At 50.5% G+C, this 19155-nt stretch carries 16 protein-coding genes and 1 riboswitch; of the genes, 5 read left to right on the forward strand and 11 right to left on the reverse strand.

Annotated elements, in window-relative coordinates; genetic code table 11:
- Window positions 1-98: 98 nt before the first annotated feature.
- From thiQ to sgrR, 4 genes are all read right to left on the reverse strand, one after another.
- Window positions 99-809, reverse strand: a complete 711-nt coding sequence (thiQ, locus tag CWC46_RS06035; protein WP_021017157.1) for a thiamine ABC transporter ATP-binding protein ThiQ — start codon at window positions 807-809, stop codon at window positions 99-101.
- The gene (thiP, locus tag CWC46_RS06040; protein WP_021017156.1) at window positions 793-2403 is read right to left on the reverse strand and encodes a thiamine/thiamine pyrophosphate ABC transporter permease ThiP; all 1611 of its coding nucleotides are present in this window, start codon (window positions 2401-2403) and stop codon (window positions 793-795) included. The genes thiQ and thiP overlap by 17 nt, the downstream gene beginning before the upstream one ends.
- A complete protein-coding gene (gene thiB, locus CWC46_RS06045; RefSeq protein WP_021017155.1) occupies window positions 2379-3362 on the reverse strand; it encodes a thiamine ABC transporter substrate binding subunit in 984 nt (327 codons plus the stop codon). The genes thiP and thiB overlap by 25 nt, the downstream gene beginning before the upstream one ends.
- A 42-nt stretch (window positions 3363-3404) precedes the next feature.
- Window positions 3405-3590, reverse strand: a riboswitch (TPP riboswitch).
- A gap of 41 nt (window positions 3591-3631) precedes the next feature.
- Window positions 3632-5290, reverse strand: coding sequence for an HTH-type transcriptional regulator SgrR (gene sgrR / locus CWC46_RS06050; RefSeq protein ID WP_021017154.1), 1659 nt, complete (start codon window positions 5288-5290; stop codon window positions 3632-3634).
- A 113-nt stretch (window positions 5291-5403) separates the two neighbouring features.
- Here sgrR and sgrT point away from each other — a divergent pair, with 113 nt between their 5' ends.
- Complete coding sequence (gene sgrT, locus CWC46_RS06055) at window positions 5404-5568, forward strand: glucose uptake inhibitor SgrT (RefSeq protein ID WP_021017153.1); 165 nt, start codon at window positions 5404-5406, stop codon at window positions 5566-5568.
- 101 nt (window positions 5569-5669) lie between these two features.
- On the opposite strand, the gene tnaA is transcribed toward sgrT, so the two are convergent.
- From tnaA to leuA, 6 genes are all read right to left on the reverse strand, one after another.
- Window positions 5670-7070 (reverse strand): tryptophanase, encoded by a 1401-nt coding sequence (gene tnaA / locus CWC46_RS06060; protein ID WP_021017152.1) that lies wholly within the window; start codon window positions 7068-7070, stop codon window positions 5670-5672.
- Between the two features lie 99 nt (window positions 7071-7169).
- The gene (gene tnaC, locus CWC46_RS06065; RefSeq protein ID WP_021017151.1) at window positions 7170-7280 is read right to left on the reverse strand and encodes a tryptophanase leader peptide; all 111 of its coding nucleotides are present in this window, start codon (window positions 7278-7280) and stop codon (window positions 7170-7172) included.
- A 319-nt stretch (window positions 7281-7599) separates the two neighbouring features.
- Window positions 7600-8202: a 3-isopropylmalate dehydratase small subunit gene (gene leuD / locus CWC46_RS06070; protein ID WP_021017150.1), complete on the reverse strand. Its 603-nt coding sequence runs from the start codon at window positions 8200-8202 to the stop codon at window positions 7600-7602.
- Between the two features lie 13 nt (window positions 8203-8215).
- Complete coding sequence (leuC, locus tag CWC46_RS06075) at window positions 8216-9616, reverse strand: 3-isopropylmalate dehydratase large subunit (protein ID WP_021017149.1); 1401 nt, start codon at window positions 9614-9616, stop codon at window positions 8216-8218.
- A gap of 2 nt (window positions 9617-9618) precedes the next feature.
- Window positions 9619-10710 (reverse strand): 3-isopropylmalate dehydrogenase, encoded by a 1092-nt coding sequence (leuB, locus tag CWC46_RS06080; protein WP_021017148.1) that lies wholly within the window; start codon window positions 10708-10710, stop codon window positions 9619-9621.
- On the reverse strand, window positions 10710-12278 hold the full coding sequence (gene leuA / locus CWC46_RS06085) for a 2-isopropylmalate synthase (protein WP_021017147.1): 1569 nt from the start codon (window positions 12276-12278) through the stop codon (window positions 10710-10712). The genes leuB and leuA overlap by 1 nt, the downstream gene beginning before the upstream one ends.
- Before the next feature lie 399 nt (window positions 12279-12677).
- Here leuA and CWC46_RS06090 point away from each other — a divergent pair, with 399 nt between their 5' ends.
- The 4 genes from CWC46_RS06090 (at window position 12678) to cra (ending at window position 18212) form a co-directional block, all read left to right on the forward strand.
- Window positions 12678-14483 carry an AMP-dependent synthetase/ligase gene (locus CWC46_RS06090; protein ID WP_021017146.1) on the forward strand — a complete coding sequence of 602 codons (1806 nt, stop codon included), beginning with the start codon at window positions 12678-12680 and terminating at the stop codon, window positions 14481-14483.
- Between the two features lie 309 nt (window positions 14484-14792).
- Window positions 14793-16514: an acetolactate synthase 3 large subunit gene (gene ilvI / locus CWC46_RS06095; protein ID WP_021017145.1), complete on the forward strand. Its 1722-nt coding sequence runs from the start codon at window positions 14793-14795 to the stop codon at window positions 16512-16514.
- 2 nt (window positions 16515-16516) lie between these two features.
- Window positions 16517-17008 carry an acetolactate synthase small subunit gene (gene ilvN, locus CWC46_RS06100; RefSeq protein WP_037382441.1) on the forward strand — a complete coding sequence of 164 codons (492 nt, stop codon included), beginning with the start codon at window positions 16517-16519 and terminating at the stop codon, window positions 17006-17008.
- A gap of 199 nt (window positions 17009-17207) precedes the next feature.
- A complete protein-coding gene (gene cra, locus CWC46_RS06105) occupies window positions 17208-18212 on the forward strand; it encodes a catabolite repressor/activator (protein ID WP_021017143.1) in 1005 nt (334 codons plus the stop codon).
- Window positions 18213-18324: 112 nt separating this feature from the next.
- On the opposite strand, the gene CWC46_RS06110 is transcribed toward cra, so the two are convergent.
- Complete coding sequence (locus CWC46_RS06110; RefSeq protein WP_021017142.1) at window positions 18325-18786, reverse strand: L-alanine exporter AlaE; 462 nt, start codon at window positions 18784-18786, stop codon at window positions 18325-18327.
- Window positions 18787-19155: the final 369 nt, after the last annotated feature.

The following is a 19155-nucleotide window of genomic DNA, read 5'->3' on the forward strand; positions in this document are numbered from 1 at the left end:
GGTTAATTACTAATGAACGGATTTATATAAACATAGCCGGTGAAAAATAAACACTACCCCGATGAGGGAAATACACAAAAACCGGTTGTGGATCACATTTATTTATTTTCACGAAGGGAAATACCCAGAATTCGTGCCGCTTCCGTTGTGCCCTGCTGCAAATCACGCGTTGGGCCGTCATAGTAAATATGTCCATCCACCACCAGCGCTGTGCGTGAGGCGATGCGGGCCGCGTCTTCCAGATTATGAGAAACCATCAGCAGAGTGAGTTGCCGTTCACTACACACGGTATCCAGTAGTTCCAGCATTTCATAGCGTAATGCCGGGTCCAGTGCGGAAAAGGGTTCATCCAACAGCAAGATCGGTTGCTGGCGGATCAGGCAACGGGCCAGCGCGGCACGTTGCCGCTGACCACCGGAAACCTGCGATGGAAGTCGGTCCAGCATCGGTGTCAGTCCAACCTGTTGTACGATATGGCTCAGGATTTCCTGTTGTTGTGCATTCAGTTTCAGGCCGGGATTGAGGCCCAGCGCGATGTTTTGTTTCAGTGAGAGGTGGGGGAACAGATTATTTTCCTGAAACAGAATCGAGACTGGCCGTTTAGCCGGTGGCGTGGTGCGGTGATCCTGGCCGTTCAATCGTAGCTGGCCGCTGTCTGCCATCAGAAAACCGGCAATCAGACTTAGCAGGGTGCTTTTGCCTGCCCCACTGGGGCCCAGGATAGCTATCCGTTCCCCCGGTTGTACCCGGAGATCAAAGCGCATTGGCAGGTGTTGGTAGAGGTAGACAAGTTTATCGAGAATGATCATGTTGGCCCGCCAGTTTTTCAATCAGGGTGAACAGGGTAAAGCATAATAACAACAGGAGCAGGGCGGTTACCGCGCCGTCGGCACTGCGATAAGCGCCAATCTGCTGGTAAAGATAAAACGGCAAGGTGCGGAACTGTTCGTTGCCAAATAAGGCGATGACGCCAAAATCACCAATTGAGAGCACACAGGCAAAGGCCAGCGCCTGTGTGATGGGGAACTTTAATGCCCGCAGTTCGACCACTTTCAGTCGTTGCCAGCCACGGATATCCAGCGATAAACACAGCTGATTAAACCGTTCTGCCATGTCATACATCGGGTTTTCCAGCACTTTCAACGCATAAGGGATTGCCATCAAGGCATTGGTCATGACGACCAGGGCGTAAGGCGACTCCGGTAATCCAAACGTATTGTTGAGCAGCAGAAAAAAGCCGGTCGCCAGCACGATACCGGGCATCGCCAGAATCAACATTCCGCTCAGATCCATCAATTGCCCGAGAAAGAGGCGCTGGCGCAACTTAAGTTCACGGCTGCTCCACAGTAGCATCATGGTCAGTATGACGCATACGACTCCCGCTGCCAGCGCGATACGCAGTGAGGTGAATAGCGTTTGCCACAGTACGGGTTGCCGCAGAACCTCGAGCAGTGAAGCATTGAGTCCATCGGCGATGACGGCCAACAGCGGCGGCAACAGTAGCAGTAACGCTGCCGCAATCAACAGCGTGTCAACGCTTCGACTCAGTAAGCTATCCTGTGGATCGCGCCAGTGTTGCTGCTGGCTGTACCCCACCGGCAGCAATTTACCCAAACGCTGACTGAGCAGTACCAGGCCAAGGCAACAGACTATCTGAATGAGCGCCAGCAAGGCGGCCCGTGCTGGATCGTAGTCAAAACTCAGTGCCTGATAGATAGCCAGTTCGATGGTGGTCGCCTCTGGCCCACCGCCTAATGACAGGACAGTGGCGAAACTGGCGAAACAGAGCATAAAAATCAGCGCAGCGGCGGGCAGAATCTGGCGGCGCAACCACGGCCATTCCACCAGGTGAAAGTAATTCCAGCCACGCATGCCCAATTGGGTAGCCAATTGTCGCTGTTCGGTGGCAATACCTTCCAGTGCCTGTAACAGCAGGCGGGTCGCCAATGGCAGATTGAAAAACACGTGCGCCAGCAGAATGCCTCGCAGACCGTAGGGAGAAAAACGGTATTCAATGCCCACCAATGCCAGTAAATGCGCTAGCCATCCCTGGCGACCGTAGACGCTGAGAATGCCGAATACAGCCACCAGCACCGGCAATACCAGTGTCATGGCACACAGACGCAGTAGCCAACGATGGCCGGGAAAGCGGCGGCGATATAGTGCTCGCGCCAGGAAGATCGCCGGTACCGTCGAAAACAGGGCGGACAGCAGCGCTTGCCAGAACGTGAAGCGGATGACGTGCCATAGGTAATCATCCTGCCACAGTGCGAGCCACTGGTTTGTCGGTGCCTGCTGCCACAATGCTCCAAATGCCAGTGCGGCTGCTGTAACCAGTAATGCCGTGGCCAGCAAGCCGGGCCATAGCCAGCTAGGTACTAGTGGCTGACGGCGCGTAACCATGCCTGAATCCAGTTATTGCGCTGCTGTGCTACTTGCTGTGGTGTAAATTCCAGAGTGTGGGCCGGGATTGTCAGCGCGTTGTAACCCGCGGGTAATTCGGTCTTGATCACCGGGTACATCCAGTTGGTGGTGGGGATGATCTGCTGGAATGCAGGCGTCAACATAAACTGCATGAAACGTGTCGCCAACTGAGGATGTTTACTGGAAGCCAACTGACCGGCTACTTCTACTTGCAGATAATGTCCTTCACTGAAATCGGCAGCGGCGTAATTTGTTTTTTTCTCCTCGATGATGTGATACGCCGGAGATGTGGTGTAGCTCAGTACCAGATCGGCTTCGCCTTTCAGGAACAGACCATAGGCTTCACTCCAGCCTTTGGTGACGGTAACGGTTTTCGCGGCCAGTTTTTTCCATGCCTGTGGTGCCTGATCGCCGTAGACTTTCTGCATCCACAGCAGCAGACCTAAGCCCGGCGTGCTGGTCCGCGGATCTTGATAGATAACTTTCCATGGTCGAGGACTGTCGACAAGTTCATGCAGACTTTTCGGCGGGTTTTTCAGCGTATCTTTGTTGTAAACAAAGGCGAAATAGCCGTAATCGTAGGGAATGAAGGTGGTATTTTTCCAGCCGCCGGGGACGGTTAGCGCATGGGTATCAATATCCGACTGGCGGAACAATCCGGTCTGCGCGGCGGCTTGCACCAGATTATTGTCCAGCCCCAGCACGATATCAGCCTTGGTGTGTTTGCCTTCCATCCGCAGACGGTTTAACAGTGAGACGCCATCTTCCAATACCACGAATTTCAGCTCGCAGTCGCACTTCTTTTCAAATGCTTTTTTGACTGCCGGGCCGGGGCCCCATTCCGAGGCGAAGGAGTCATAGGTGTACACCGTTAGCGTTGGTTTGGCGAAAACGGGGGCGGAAATCAATAACAGACAGGACAATAATTTTTTCAACACTTTGCACTCCTGAAGTTTAGGGTGGCAAAGGTCTTTGAGTCAGCAGGAAGCACTCTCAAATCCCTCCGCCGGTGTTAACCGGATCAGGTTCGACGGGTATTTTCTCAGCGATAGAAACGACATGGCGGCAGACGGAATTTCCCCGTTTGGGCGGGAATGACAACCTGGTTGCCAGGTTCGTCAATGGCTGTCTGCCATCGGGTTTTTATCGCACCCCGTTGAGAACGGACGTATTGTAAAGACTTCGTAACATAAGGAAAAGTGCCGTGTCAGTTTTCTGGCGGCACAAACCAGGCGGATTTGAAATCAAACCATCCCAGCGTATTCATACGAATACCACGCATACTGCGTTTCCCTTGTAACTGTAGCCAGTGGTGGAACAGCGGATGAATCTGGTGGTTTATCACCCGCTTCTGGCTCCACTCCGTGGGTGACAGAGAACCTTCCCGCCAGCGTTTTGCATCCTGCGTCAAATCCTCATCCAGGCAGTGTTGTAATAAGGGGAGTTCATACAGCATGGCGAACAGGGAAAACTCCAGTGGCAGATAGAAATTGGCGCTGCCGAGCCAGATATCACTGGTACCCTTGCCTTGATACCAATCGTCATAATCGACGATTTGGACGTTTAACGTGACACCATGTTGTGCCAGCAGTTTCTGCATAATGGCACTGAGATCCTGATATTCCAGATGTTCACGGTAGAACGTCACCGTCAGTTGTTTCAGTCCCTGAGGCTTGTCCTGTAACAGGCTAAGTTGACTATGGTGCCAGCGTGGCAACAGCCCGTAAGCGGGTGACCAATTACTCTGATAAAGACCATTGGCTTGATTGAGTATGGCTACCGGGCTGAGTACCTGACATAGCCAGCGGCGCATTTCCAGTGATGACGTCAGGGAAGATCGATGGTCGAACAGCAGAAAGTAGCACCCTTCTTCCAGCCGATTTTCCAGTTTGTCGTTCGGAGAGTCGTCGTTTTGTAACTGGACTGCACAGGAAATCACCTCAGGTGTATCCGGCAATACCCAGATACTGACTTCATCAATTAGGGCGCGGTAGCCAAAATAGTCGTCAAAGGCGGTGATTTTCAACTGACTATGACTATTGCGCACCACGGCATAGGGGCCGGTACCAATAGGCTGATGAGCAAAATCCGGCAGTGTTCGCCATTCCTGCGGCACAATCATGGCTGAAGCGCTGCCCAGTAACCACGGCAGCCAGACATCAGCGCTATGCAGTCGAACATCGATCACAAAAGGCGTGGGAGAGGTGATGTTGTCGATGTGAGTAAACAAGGGCAGTGAGGTTAACCGGCTCAAAGACGTCACGATATCGTCCATGGTCATCTCGCGACCGTGGTGGAAACGGACCGCCGGGCGTAAATAAAAACGCCAGTGCAACGGAGAAATTTGCTGCCAGTGATGGGCCAGATCCGGTTGTAGTTCCCCATTTTCCTCATTTATGTTGGTCAGTCCGCTGAAAATCTGACGGGCTATGTGCATTTCTGAACGCCGCAAGGCAGTACCAGGTAGAAGATTACGCATCGGGCGGTAATAAGCGATACGTAGTAAATGCTTGCCTTGACGGAAGCTGCGACCCAGATGTGACAATAGCATTTGTCGTAAGGTTTCCTTATCGCCCACCAGTTGCACCAACTGATCGATACGATCCTGCTCCAGCAGGTCTTCCGCCCGTTGCTGTTGCAGCGCCAGGCCAGTATAGAGGAACGTGAGTTTTGACCGTTTCCCCCGACCGACTTCAGCGTGCCAGATTAACCAACCCTGTTTTTGCATGGCACCCAGCAGGGATCGAATGTGGCGGCGTGAGCAGCTCAAAACCCCGGTTAACTCCTGTAGGGTAGTTTCAGTAGTTTGTCCCTGAAAGCATTGCCATAACCTGATGAACTGTTGTTGCAGGCGAGTGGACGACATAAAAGGGGAACTCCGCGACTGAAAGTCATCAATATATCTTTCCCTATATTACGTCGATACTTTGACTTAGTGAAAGGCTAAAAGGTATTTAGTGAAAAGTCAGGAGATGGATTATGGACTCATTCCGATTGTACAGCTTCTATCAACATTACTTTTCAACCTGCAAGGCAAAATGGTGTGGTTGGTTATCTGTTCAGCAGCGGATGGATCTATTACAACAGGCCACGCAATGGAAGATTGAAACCCTTTCTGAAGAAGAGTATCGCCGCTGGTTGTGAGCCAGAGGTGTGAATGGAAATAATCTGTGTATTCTGAGTAATGGTGCATGTCACCAGCCAGCGAATCCCTTCGCTGGCTTTTTTTTATTGCTCTTTTCGGGTTATTCCACCGGTTTCAGCCGGGCGACAAAGTGGCGCAATACCGGGGGTTCGTAGGTAAAGGTCAGCCCCCTGATGCTGGTGGCCCGCTCTTTCAGTGCAATCAGTGAATCGGCGATATAGTCCATGTGGTCGTTAGTATAAACCCGGCGTGGAATGGTCAAGCGTAGCAGTTCCAGCGGCGAGGGTTTCTGTTTGCCAGTATCTGGATCGCGTCCCAGCAGCAGTGACCCGATCTCAACGCTGCGAATCCCCGCTTCCAGATAAAGTTCGTTATTCAATGCCTGTGCCGGGAATTGTTCTGCCGGGATGTGTGGCAGCATTTTTCTGGCATCGACAAATACTGCGTGACCACCAACCGGGTACTGAATTGGAATGCCGCCCGCTTTCAACCGTTCACCAAGGTATGTCACCTGGCCGATACGGTAAGTCAGATGGTCTTCATTCATACCTTCTTCCAGACCGATGGCCAGGGCTTCCATATCGCGTCCGGCCAATCCACCGTAGGTCACGAAACCTTCCATTGGCACGCAGCGGATACGGACATCATTAAACAAGTCCTCATCACTACGGAAACAACATAATCCGCCAATATTCACCATCGAATCTTTTTTCGCCGACATGGTCAGCATATCGCCGTACTGATACATCTCGAGGACGATCTCTTTGATGGAGCGGTTTTCATAACCCGCTTCCCGCTGTTTGATAAACCAGGCGTTTTCACAGAAACGGGCGGAGTCGATCACAACCGGAATCTGGTGCTGTTGGGCAATGCGGTATACCTCACGCATGTTTTTCATCGAAACCGGCTGGCCGCCGGAACTGTTGCAGGTGATGGTAGTGATAATCGCCACCACATTCTCCGGGCCGTGTTGTTCAATGGTGGTTTGCAGCAGATCGAGGTCAAAATCCCCTTTCCAGTCATAGTAGGTTGTGGTGTCAAAAGCTTTGGGCGTGACCACGTTAATGGCTCGGGCACCGTTCAGCTCCACATGGGCGGCTGTGGTATCGAAGTGGAAATTGGAAATAAAAATGGGCTTTTTGCCACCGCCCTCCCGCTGTTTTTTGGCGATAAGACAAGGAAACAGGATTTGTTCTGCGCCACGCCCCTGGTGGGTTGGGATAGTAAAGGGGTAGCCAAGTAGCGTTTTTACCTGATCGCACAGATGGTAGTAGTTGCGCGAGCCCGCATAGGCTTCATCACCCATCATCAGCCCTGCCCACTGACGGTCACTCATGGCACCGGTGCCGGAGTCGGTCAGCAGATCGATATACACATCCTCACTGCGCAACAGGAACGGGTTATAACCGGCTTCCTGCAAGGCGTTTTCACGCTCGATGCGCGTAGTCATACGGATGTTTTCTACCATTTTGATGCGAAAAGGCTCGGGAATACGTTTCATGTAATTTTTCCAGACAAATAAAAACCAGGATAACGGCATGGCAAAAATGCCAGGCATTGTTGAACAAAATAAAAGCAGAAAGATCAGCGCGAGGCTGAATCAGGCATGAAACGGACGGGGAAAGTCGTTGGTCAGACGATAATCGATATTAAACCAGGGACGGGAATCGCCGGAGATGCTCAGGCGGTAACACCGGATGATGCGTGTCATGAGTCCTCCTTATCTCGGTGTGCAATAAACTTACAATCTACAGCATAGGCCAGAAATAAGGTAGAAAACCGTGATCGTGATGGCAACCTCAATCTGACAGGAAACCTGCTTTTATGGGCTAATCGGTGACATTTATGGCGTACTGGAGCCAAGGCCTACATCGAGAGTGATAAAAAAGCCCACCTTGGGTGGGCTGAGCTTGATGACAACATGCATATTGCAATGATAATGGAGAGATCGTAAAGACACTGCAAGTACATCTTTGTCAGCGCAAAGTGCGCCATCACTGACGCGGATGCTTTACTCTCTTCTCCTGTTATCAACGCAAAAATGCAGGTTGATGCTGTTCGTAATGGCTGATATCGGTTTCGTGTTGCAGCGTCAGGCCGATACTGTCCAACCCGTTAATCATGCAGTGACGGCGGAAACTATCAATCTCGAACGGGTAGCTTTTGCCGCCGGCCTGCACGGTTTGCGCTTCCAGATCCACGGTGAAGGTGATGCCTTCCTGACCTTCCACCAGTGTGAACAGATCGTCAATATCAGATTCATTCAGCGTAACCGGTAGCAGTTGGTTGTTAAATGCGTTGCCGTAAAAAATATCGGCGAAACTCGGTGCGATCACCACCTTGAAACCGTAATCGGTCAGTGCCCACGGAGCATGCTCACGAGATGAGCCACAGCCGAAGTTTTCTCGGGTCAGCAAAATACTGGCACCTTTGTAACGCGGTTTGTTCAGCACAAAATCCGGATTAGCTTCTTTGCCTGCATCATCCAGGAAACGCCAGTCGTTAAACAGATGCTGTCCAAAACCGGTACGAGTCACTTTCTGTAAAAACTGCTTTGGAATGATGGCATCCGTGTCGACGTTGGCGGCGTCCAGCGGAACCACCAAACCAATATGTTGGGTAAATTTAGCCATGTGGCAGTCCTCTTCAGTTCAGTTCACGGATGTCGGCAAAATGACCGGCTACGGCAGCGGCAGCGGCCATGGCTGGGCTGACCAGATGAGTACGACCACCGCGCCCCTGGCGACCTTCAAAGTTACGGTTACTGGTAGACGCACAGCGCTCGCCCGGATTCAGACGGTCATTATTCATGGCCAGACACATGGAGCAGCCGGGCAGACGCCATTCGAAACCGGCGTCGATAAAGATCTTGTCCAGACCTTCCTCTTCCGCCTGTACTTTCACCGGGCCGGAGCCGGGCACCACAATCGCCTGTACGCCACTAGCCACTCTACGACCTTTAGCAATCGCTGCGGCTGCACGTAAATCCTCAATGCGGGAGTTGGTGCAGGAGCCAATAAAGACCTTGTCGATAGCAACTTCTGTCAGTTTTACACCGGATTGCAGGCCCATGTAGGCCAGCGCTTTTTCTGCCGAGGCGCGTTCTACCGGATCGGTAAAGGATTCTGGTGCCGGAATAATCTGGTTCACGGCAATCACCTGACCAGGATTGGTGCCCCAGGTGACCTGTGGTGCGATATCGGCGGCGTTTAGCGTTACAACATGATCAAAGTGTGCATCGGCATCCGATTTCAGGGTACGCCAGTAAGCCACTGCGGCATCCCAGTCGCTGCCTTTCGGTGCGAACTGACGGCCTTTCAGATAGGCGAAAGTGGTTTCATCCGGTGCAACCAGACCCGCTTTGGCACCCATTTCAATCGCCATGTTACACAGTGTCATGCGGCCTTCCATGCTCAGTGCTTCGATCGCTTCACCACAGAATTCCACCACGTGGCCGGTACCACCGGCACTACCGGTTGTACCGATGATTGCCAGTACGATGTCTTTGGCGGTGATGCCCGGTGCAGCTTTACCGGTGACTTCAATCTTCATGGTTTTGGCGCGGCCCTGCTTCAGGGTTTGCGTTGCCAGTACATGCTCAACCTCAGAGGTACCGATACCAAATGCCAGTGAGCCGAACGCGCCGTGGGTGGCGGTATGCGAGTCACCGCAGACGATAGTCATACCTGGCAGCGTCATGCCCTGTTCTGGCCCGATAACATGCACGATACCTTGATAAGGGTGGTTCAGGTCATACAGCTGCACACCGAATTCGGCGCAGTTTTTAATCAGTTCCTGCATCTGAATACGAGCCATGTCACCACTGGCGTTGATATCACGCGTCTGGGTGGAGACATTGTGGTCCATGGTGGCGAAAGTCTTGCCTGGCTGGCGTACCTGACGTTTCATGGCCCGTAAACCATCAAACGCCTGGGGGGACGTCACTTCATGTACCAGATGACGGTCGATATACAGCAGCGGTGTTTCATTCGGCGCTTCGTGAACGATATGAGCATCGAACAGTTTCTGATATAAGGTTTTGGCCATGATTAAACTCCCTCGGCGACAAATCTGGCGATGGCATCGCCCATTTCATCAGTAGTTACGGCTTTACCATCACTGGCCAGATCGCCAGTGCGATAACCTTCTGCCAACGCCTGGTTCACGGCCTGATCAATGGCATCCGCAGCGTCATCTGCGTTCAGGCTGTAGCGTAACAACAAGGCGGCAGAGAGGATTTGCGCAATAGGATTGGCGATATTTTTGCCCGCAATATCCGGCGCGGAACCGCCAGCAGGTTCATACAGACCAAACCCGTTCTCGTTCAGGCTGGCCGATGGCAGCATTCCCATGGAACCGGTGATCATGGCGCACTCATCCGACAGAATGTCGCCGAACAGGTTGGAACACAACAATACATCAAACTGCGATGGATCCTTAATCAACTGCATGGTGGCGTTATCGATATACAGATGAGACAAACGTACATCCGGATAATCACGAGCGATTTCGCTAACGATTTCACGCCACAGAATGGAGCTTTGCAGCACATTGGCCTTGTCAATAGACGTTACGATACTGCGGCGTTTGCGTGCCGACTCAAACGCGATGCGAGCAATGCGCTCAATTTCAAAACGGTGATAAACCTCGGTATCGAAGGCCCGTTCATGCATCCCGCTGCCTTCGCGGCCTTTGGGCTGACCAAAATAGATACCGCCCGTCAGTTCGCGCACGCACAGAATGTCGAAGCCTTTGGCGGCGATGTCGCTACGCAGTGGACAGAACGCTTCCAGTCCTTGATACAGCCGTGCCGGACGCAAGTTGCTGAACAGGCGAAAGTGTTTGCGCAATGGCAGTAGTGCGCCGCGTTCAGGTTGTTCTGCTGGTGGCAGATGTTCCCATTTTGGCCCACCTACGGAACCGAACAGGATAGCGTCGGCTTGTTCACAACCGGCGATGGTGCTCTGGGGTAATGGCGTATTCTGGCGGTCAATGGCAATACCACCAACGTCGTATTCGCTGGTAGTGATGCGCAGGCCAAAACGCTGACGCACCGCATCTAGCACTTTATAGGCTTGCGCCATGACTTCCGGGCCGATGCCATCACCTGGCAAGACGGCGATATGGTAATTCTTGGTCATCACACTGTTTCCTGACTGTTGTTGTGTTGCTGTAAACGTTGAACTTCTTTTTCGACCAGTTGTGCACGCTTAATGTTGTTTAATACGTTCACCATGGCATTAGCAGAGGACTCGACGATATCCGTTGTCAGACCGACGCCATGGAAACGGCGACCCTGATATTCCACCACGATATCTACTTGCCCCAGCGCATCTTTCCCTTGTCCCTTGGCGGACAATTGATATTTGACCAGCGTAATCGAATAACCGGTGATGCGGTAAATTGCCTGATAGACGGCATCTACCGGGCCGTTACCGGTAGCGGCTTCGGATTTGATGTCATCACCACACACCAATTTAACCGAGGCGGTTGCCATCACGCTGGAGCCAGATTGCACGCTGAAATAATCCAGATGATAAAACTCGGAGGTTTCCTGCTGGCTGTTAATAAAGGCCAGTGCCTCCAGGTCATAGTCGAACACCTGGCCTTTCTTGTCGGCCAGTTTCAGGAATGCGGTGTACAGTTTGTCCATATCGTAGTCACCGTCTTTGTAACCCATCTCTTCCATGCGGTGTTTCACGGCAGCCCGACCGGAACGCGAGGTCAGGTTCAACTGGACTTCTTTCAGACCAATCGACTCCGGCGTCATGATTTCGTAGTTTTCACGATTCTTCAGCACACCATCCTGATGAATGCCGGAAGAGTGCGCGAATGCATTGGCACCCACCACCGCTTTGTTAGCCGGAATGGGCATGTTGCAAATCTGGCTGACTATCTGGCTGGTACGGTAAATTTCCTGATGATTGATATTGGTGTGGACTTTCAGGATGTCCGGGCGGGTTTTAATCGCCATGATGACTTCTTCCAGTGCACAGTTACCCGCACGTTCACCAATACCGTTCAGCGTGCCTTCAACCTGACGTGCGCCGGCCTGTACTGCGGCAATAGAGTTGCCGACAGCCATACCCAGGTCGTCGTGACAATGTACGGAGATAATTGCTTTGTCTATGTTGGGAACGCGGTTGTACAGGGTAGAGATGATGCCGCCGAATTGAATTGGGGTGGTATAACCGACGGTGTCTGGAATATTGATGGTACTAGCACCTGCATTAATGGCGGCTTCTACGATACGGCACAGGTTGTCGATTGGCGTACGTCCCGCATCTTCACAGGAAAATTCGACATCATCAGTATAATTACGCGCTCGTTTCACCGAGTGAATGGCTTTTTCTACCACCTGTTCAAAAGACATGCGCAGTTTAGATTCGATATGCAGCGTAGAGGTTGCCAGGAATATGTGGATACGGAATGCTTCTGCGACGCGCAGCGCTTCAGCGGCGACATCAATGTCTTTGTCTACACAGCGAGCTAATGCGCAGACACGGCTGTTTTTGATTTGACGGGCAATGGTCTGTACAGATTCAAAATCACCCGGAGAGGATACCGGGAAACCCACTTCCATGACGTCAATTCTCATCCTTTCCAGCGCCATCGCTATCTGGATTTTTTCCTTCACACTCAGGCTGGCCTGCAGTGCCTGTTCACCGTCACGCAACGTCGTATCAAAAATAATGACTTGCTGGCTCATCGGTCTGGTTCCTTTTGTTTCGTTTGTTTAGAGCGCCGGCGAGTAAAAAAAAACCCGCGCATTGGCGCGGGTTTTTCAGGTGTAAGTGAAATCAGTTCTGCATTTCGCCCACCGGCATACCGCGCATAGATGCGTGTAGTAGTAGGCCTAGTAGTTGAGCGAAGTTATACATACTGATTTGTCATCCGAGTAAATTAATAAATCTCAATGTTGCCTTATTGGTACTTGATTCCCCAGATTATGTCAACCTCTGATTCTTCCCACCAGTTAAACAACGCGCGGCTTGCTGTCTCTCACCTGGTGTGTCGGCAGTGAAAAGATCTTTGAAGCGTATAAGTTGCACGATAGACTGCGATAAATCACGTAACCTGTCTGTTGTGTTTTCAGGTGCACGCATCCATGAATAACTGCCATTTACAGCCATATCATCTTGTTCACCGTATCCAACATCAAATTTCGCATTGTTCCGACCATATTGTTTTTCGTGAATGGGCTGCTGAACATGAACAACAACTGACCTGGCAGCAAGTCGGACAACATATCCAGCGGATTGCCAGTGGATTATTGGCGTTGGACATCAACGTACAGGAACGGGTAGCGATCTTTGCCCATAATTCCATCAATTGGTCGTTGGTGGATTTGGCTCTGCTGCATTTACGAGCCGTCAGTGTACCCATTTATGCCACCAACACGGCGGCACAGGCAGCATTCATCATCAATGATGCCGATATCCGCACGATTTTTGTCGGTAGTCAGGCGCAGTTCGATACGTTGCTGGGGTTGTTTGGTGACTGCCCCCAACTGCGTCATATCATTGTGATGGACAAACAGGTTAGCCTGCGTGGCTGCCAAATGGCTGTTCATCTGCATAAGTTTGAATCACAAGCGGATGAATTTGCATGGCAAACAGCGTTACAGCAACGTATTGATAGCCGTGATCTCAGTGATCTGTTTTCGTTGATCTACACTTCTGGCACAACCGGTGAACCCAAAGGCGTGATGCTGGATTATGTGAATCTGGCGACTCAGTTACGGTCACATGAGCAGCGGTTGACGGTCACCCAGGACGATGTTTCTTTGTGTTTTCTGCCGTTATCCCATGTATTTGAGCGTGTCTGGAGTTTCATCATCATGCATAGCAGCGCGCAGAATGTGTATCTCAGCGATACCAATCAGGTACGCCGGGCAATGAATGATGTGAAACCCACTGTCATGTGTGCGGTGCCGCGTTTCTATGAAAAGGTTTACAGCGGGATTCATGAACAGGTAGCGCAAGCTCCTTGGTATCGTCGAGTTTTATTTCTCTGGGCGATGGTTCAAGGCCGGCAGGTATTTTTACGGCAGCAGCGTGGAAAACGGCCCGGTATCTGGCGTAATCTGATGTATCGTTGTGCTGACCGACTGGTGTTGGGCAAACTGCGTTCACTGTTGGGCGGACAAGTCCGTTTCCTTCCGGCTGCGGGTGCTCGGTTGGACGATAATATCATCGTTTTTTTCCAGTCGATGTGTATCCGTATTGTCTATGGTTATGGCCTGACAGAAACCTGCGCCACGGTTTCCTGTTGGGAAGCCGATAATTTCCGTCTGGGTTCTGTAGGTACGCCGCTACCGGGGGTGGAAATCCGTATCGCGGAAGAAGAAAATGAAATTCAGGTGCGTGGCGCTCTTGTGATGCGTGGCTATTTCCATCGGCCAGAGGATACCGCAGCAGTGTTCACTGCGGATGGCTGGTTCAAAACCGGTGACGTCGGCCAGATTGATGAACAGGGATATCTGTTTATCACTGAGCGTCTGAAAGACATGATGAAAACCGCAGGCGGCAAGTATATCGCTCCGCAATATATTGAAGGCATACTGGGTAAGGACCGGTTCATCGAACAGATCGCGGTGATTGCCGATACACGTAAATACGTTTCTGCGTTAATTGTTCCCTGTTTTGACGTGCTTGAAGAGTACGCTCACGCTATCAATCTGAAATATCAGGATCGACTGGAGTTGCTGCGCCACACTCATATTCTGGACATGTTTGATCAGCGGCTGCAGGAGATACAGAAAGAGTTTGCTCATTTTGAGCAGGTAAAAAAATTCACGCTTCTTTCGGCACCGTTTTCCATGGAACAAGGAGAGTTGACACCTACGCTAAAACTCCGCCGCAAAGTGATACAACAGCGATATCAACTGGAAATTGATGCAATGTACGCCTAGGTTCAGTGAGATCGGCGGCAATAACACCGATTGGTTATTGTTTTTCTATCAAAATTTCACGCTGTAATTAGCGACCATTGCAGGATATTTTTAGATTCGATGGGTACTCCCTAGCGTTTTATCTCAATGGATAATCTTTTAACAGTTTATTTACCAGAATATCTCTATCTACAGGTGTCACTTGCGGTTTGCCTGCACCATAATCTGGCGTTATGTTAACGAGTTATATCTAAAAAAAATAACGTGAGCGTGGGGGAATTTCCCTGCCATACGGAAGCGATTCGCTATTTGAACAAAAGAGGCAAACCCATGGAGATGTTGTCAGGCGCCGAGATGGTGGTCCGATCGTTGATCGATCAGGGCGTAAAACATGTGTTTGGCTATCCGGGCGGAGCAGTGCTGGATATCTACGACGCTTTGCATACGGTTGGTGGAATCGAGCATATTCTGGTGCGCCATGAGCAAGGCGCGGTACATATGGCTGATGGTTATGCTCGAGCTACCGGAAAAGTAGGGGTGGTGCTGGTGACATCAGGACCGGGAGCAACCAATGCGATTACCGGTATTGCCACGGCCTACATGGATTCTATCCCTTTGGTGGTGATTTCGGGTCAGGTGGCGACGTCACTGATTGGTTATGATGCCTTTCAGGAATGCGACATGGTAGGCATTTCTCGCCCGGTGGTGAAGCATAGTTATCTGGTCAAGCAGGCGGAGGATATTCCCACCACGCTGAAAAAAGCGTTCTATCTGGCGTCCAGTGGACGTCCAGGTCCGGTGGTGGTGGATTTGCCGAAAGACATCATGAATCTGGCGAATAAATTGCCTTATGCCTATCCGGACCATGTCAGCATGCGTTCCTATAATCCCACAGTGCAGGGGCATAAAGGCCAGATCAAGCGGGCCCTGAATACGCTGCTGGCGGCGAAAAGACCGGTGGTTTATAGCGGTGGTGGGGTGATTAACTCGGGTTGTCATCAGGAACTGCGTGAACTGGCCGAGAAGCTGAACCTGCCTGTAGCACAGTCTTTGATGGGATTGGGCGGTTTCCCGGGAACACATCGTCAGAGTTTGGGGATGCTAGGGATGCACGGTACCTATGAAGCAAACATGGCGATGCATAACGCCGATGTAATTTTTGCTGTCGGTGTGCGTTTTGACGACCGTACCACCAATAATCTGTCCAAATATTGTCCGAATGCCACCATATTGCATATTGATATCGACCCGGCTTCTATTTCAAAAACAGTCAGCGCTGACATTCCTATTGTGGGTGATGCCAAGCAGGTGCTGAGTCTGATGTTGACGTTACTGGGACAGGATGGTGCTGCACAGCAAGGGTTTGATGCTCTGCGCGACTGGTGGCAGAGCATTGAGCAGTGGCGTGCCCGTCACTGCCTGAAGTACATCGAGAGTAGCGATACCATTAAACCTCAGGCGGTGATCGAAACGGTGTATCGCCTGACTGAAGGTAAGGCTTATGTGGCGTCCGACGTAGGGCAGCATCAGATGTTCGCCGCATTGTATTATCCGTTTGATTTGCCGCGCCACTGGGTCAATTCGGGTGGGCTGGGTACCATGGGGTTTGGTTTGCCTGCCGCACTGGGGATTAAGCTGGCGTTGCCGGAAGAAACTGTTATCTGTATCACTGGCGACGGCAGCATCCAGATGAACATTCAGGAGCTTTCCACCGCGCTGCAATATGATCTACCGGTGGTGGTGGTTAATCTGAACAACCGTTTCCTGGGTATGGTGAAGCAGTGGCAGGATATGATTTATTCTGGACGTCATTCCAGCTCTTACATGGAGTCTCTGCCTGATTTCGTCAAGTTGGCGGAAGCCTACGGGCATGTTGGTATCACCATTGATACGATTGAGGAGCTGGAACCTAAGCTGAAAGAGGCGTTGGCACATAAGAACCGGCTGGTATTTGTTGATGTCAGAGTGGATAGCAATGAGCATGTCTATCCCATGCAGATCCGTGGCGGCGGAATGGACGAAATGTGGTTAAGCAAAACGGAGAGAACCTGATGATGCGTCGGATTTTATCAGTATTACTGGAAAATGAATCGGGTGCTTTGTCGCGCGTTATCGGACTGTTTTCCCAGCGTGGCTACAATATTGAAAGCTTGACGGTGGCGCCTACTGACGATCCCACACTATCCCGCATGACTATTCAGACCGTGGGGGATGAGAAAGTGCTGGAACAGATTGAAAAGCAGCTGCATAAGCTGGTGGATGTCTTGCGCGTCAGTGAATTAGGACAAGGGGCTCATGTTGAACGTGAACTCATGCTGGTGAAACTCCAGGCGACTGGTTACGGTCGTGAGGAAGTAAAACGCAGTACGGAAATTTTCCGTGGCCAAATTGTGGATGTGACTTCCTCTCTTTATACTGTGCAACTGGCAGGTACCAGCGATAAGCTGGACGCTTTCCTGCATGCGGTGCGTGAAGTCGCAGACATTGTCGAGGTGGCGCGCTCTGGTGTTGTTGGCGTGTCGCGTGGTGATAAGATCATGCGTTAATACGCCAGATCATATACTGATAGGTAGCAAGGGCCCGATAATAATATCGGGCCTATTAATATCATTTCTCTTCGTCTTATAGATGATAAAAACGGTTGCCCGCCAGTAGATTCTGCGGTTAGATCGGCACGATAACCTTGGTTAGTCTATGGTTATCACTCTATTTTTATTTTTTATCCGACTTAATTAAGGGGTTACCGTGAAACTGGATGAAATCGCGCGTCTTGCGGGTGTTTCACGCACTACCGCCAGTTATGTGATCAACGGTAAAGCAAAACAGTATCGCGTTAGCGATAAGACCGTAGAAAAAGTCATGGCGGTGGTAAGAGAACACAATTATCATCCTAACGCTGTCGCTGCTGGTCTGCGTGCCGGGCGTACCCGTTCAATTGGATTGGTGATTCCCGATCTGGAAAATACCAGTTATACGAAGATTGCCAATTATCTGGAGCGTCAGGCCCGTCAGCGTGGTTACCAGCTGTTGATTGCCTGTTCTGAAGATCAGCCTGATAATGAAATGCGTTGTATTGAACATCTGTTACAGCGTCAGGTTGATGCCATTATCGTTTCTACGGCATTACCGCCGGAACATCCTTTCTATCAACGTTGGGCAAACAATAGTTTGCCTATTATTGCGCTGGATCGTGCTCTGGATAGAGAACATTTCACCAGTGTGGTCGGTGCGGATATGGAAGACTCGGAAATGTTGGCTCAAGAGCTGCGCAAGATTCCGGCTAATAGCGTCATGTATTTGGGCGCGTTGCCGGAACTATCCGTCAGTTTCCTGCGTGAACAAGGATTCCGTCAAGCTTGGGCTGATGATCCGCGTCAGGTGGACTATCTCTATGCCAACAGTTATGAGCGAAGTGCCGCCGCCGCTGTGTTTGCACAGTATTTACAGGATCATCCTATGCCGGAGGCCCTGTTCACGACCTCTTTCCCATTGTTGCAGGGCGTGATGGATGTGACGTTGAAGAAGAGCGGTCGGCTGCCAACTAATCTGGCGATCGCTACCTTTGGTGACAATGAGTTACTGGATTTTCTTGAATGCCCGGTACTGGCTGTGGCTCAGCGACACCGTGAGGTTGCCGAACGTGTACTGGAACTGGTTCTTGCCAGCCTGGATGAACCACATAAGCCAAAGCCGGGGTTGAACAGGATTCGCCGTAATCTCTATCGCCGTGGTTCTCTGAGTCGGCGTTAATATTTTCTATCAACATCAGGTGCCATAATTATTTTCACTATGGCACCTGTTAAGAAAGTTCTCATTTTCTCAATGTCATCTTTTATTCCAGTGAGTGGTTACCACGAAATAATCAATGGCTGACAATCTGCCTTTGATTGGCGCCCTTTACCCGGAAAAGATGTCTGCAATATTCCAAAAAATAACCATATGCGACTCCCATAACCATAGATATCAGCGCATTACTGGCTACGGCTGTCATTATTTGAGCAGGATCTGCACCTATCGACCATAGAACGGCAATATAAACGGGAGATTGAAAACTCACATAGGCAAACAGGTCGGCCAGATTCTGCATCCATCGATGATGAGGGCCGAATTTCATCACCAAAAGCAAAATTCGATCGCGGTATATGCCATATGGCCAGGCAACGAAAATATTCACTGGAATGGAAAGTAACCGGGAAGAAAGAGATTGCTGGAATGTCATACCTGAAAGCAGGATTTCAATGGCCATGCCGGTGATAAAGCAATAAACCACCATTGCAAAGGTATCCGCAAGTGCATTGCGCCATCGTGAAGTAGGGGAAAGCATACGGATAAAGCTCCAGTGTTGATATAGAGATATAACCAGAATTGTGCTTGTTATTTGGTTTTTTATTTTGAAATATTGCCTTTTGTGCAGTTTACATCACTGATTATAAATAAATAAGTAGCTATAAATTTTTATTTATATCTGTTTTTCCTATATTCTCGTTACTTTATTAGCTCAAATTTGAATTTTCATTTGATTATCGCTTGGAAAGCATAAAAATATAGATAAAACATTGGGTTGTGTTTTTATGGGGTAGAATTGGTTTATGTTGAGTGTTTGTAAATGATGGTGGTGTGGAAGTAATAGCGAAAATAATTCACTGGCAGAAGAATGAACACTGTAAATATAAACAGTTATTCAGCGTATTTT

Source organism: Prodigiosinella confusarubida (assembly GCF_002847015.1).
Taxonomy (GTDB): domain Bacteria; phylum Pseudomonadota; class Gammaproteobacteria; order Enterobacterales; family Enterobacteriaceae; genus Prodigiosinella; species Prodigiosinella aquatilis.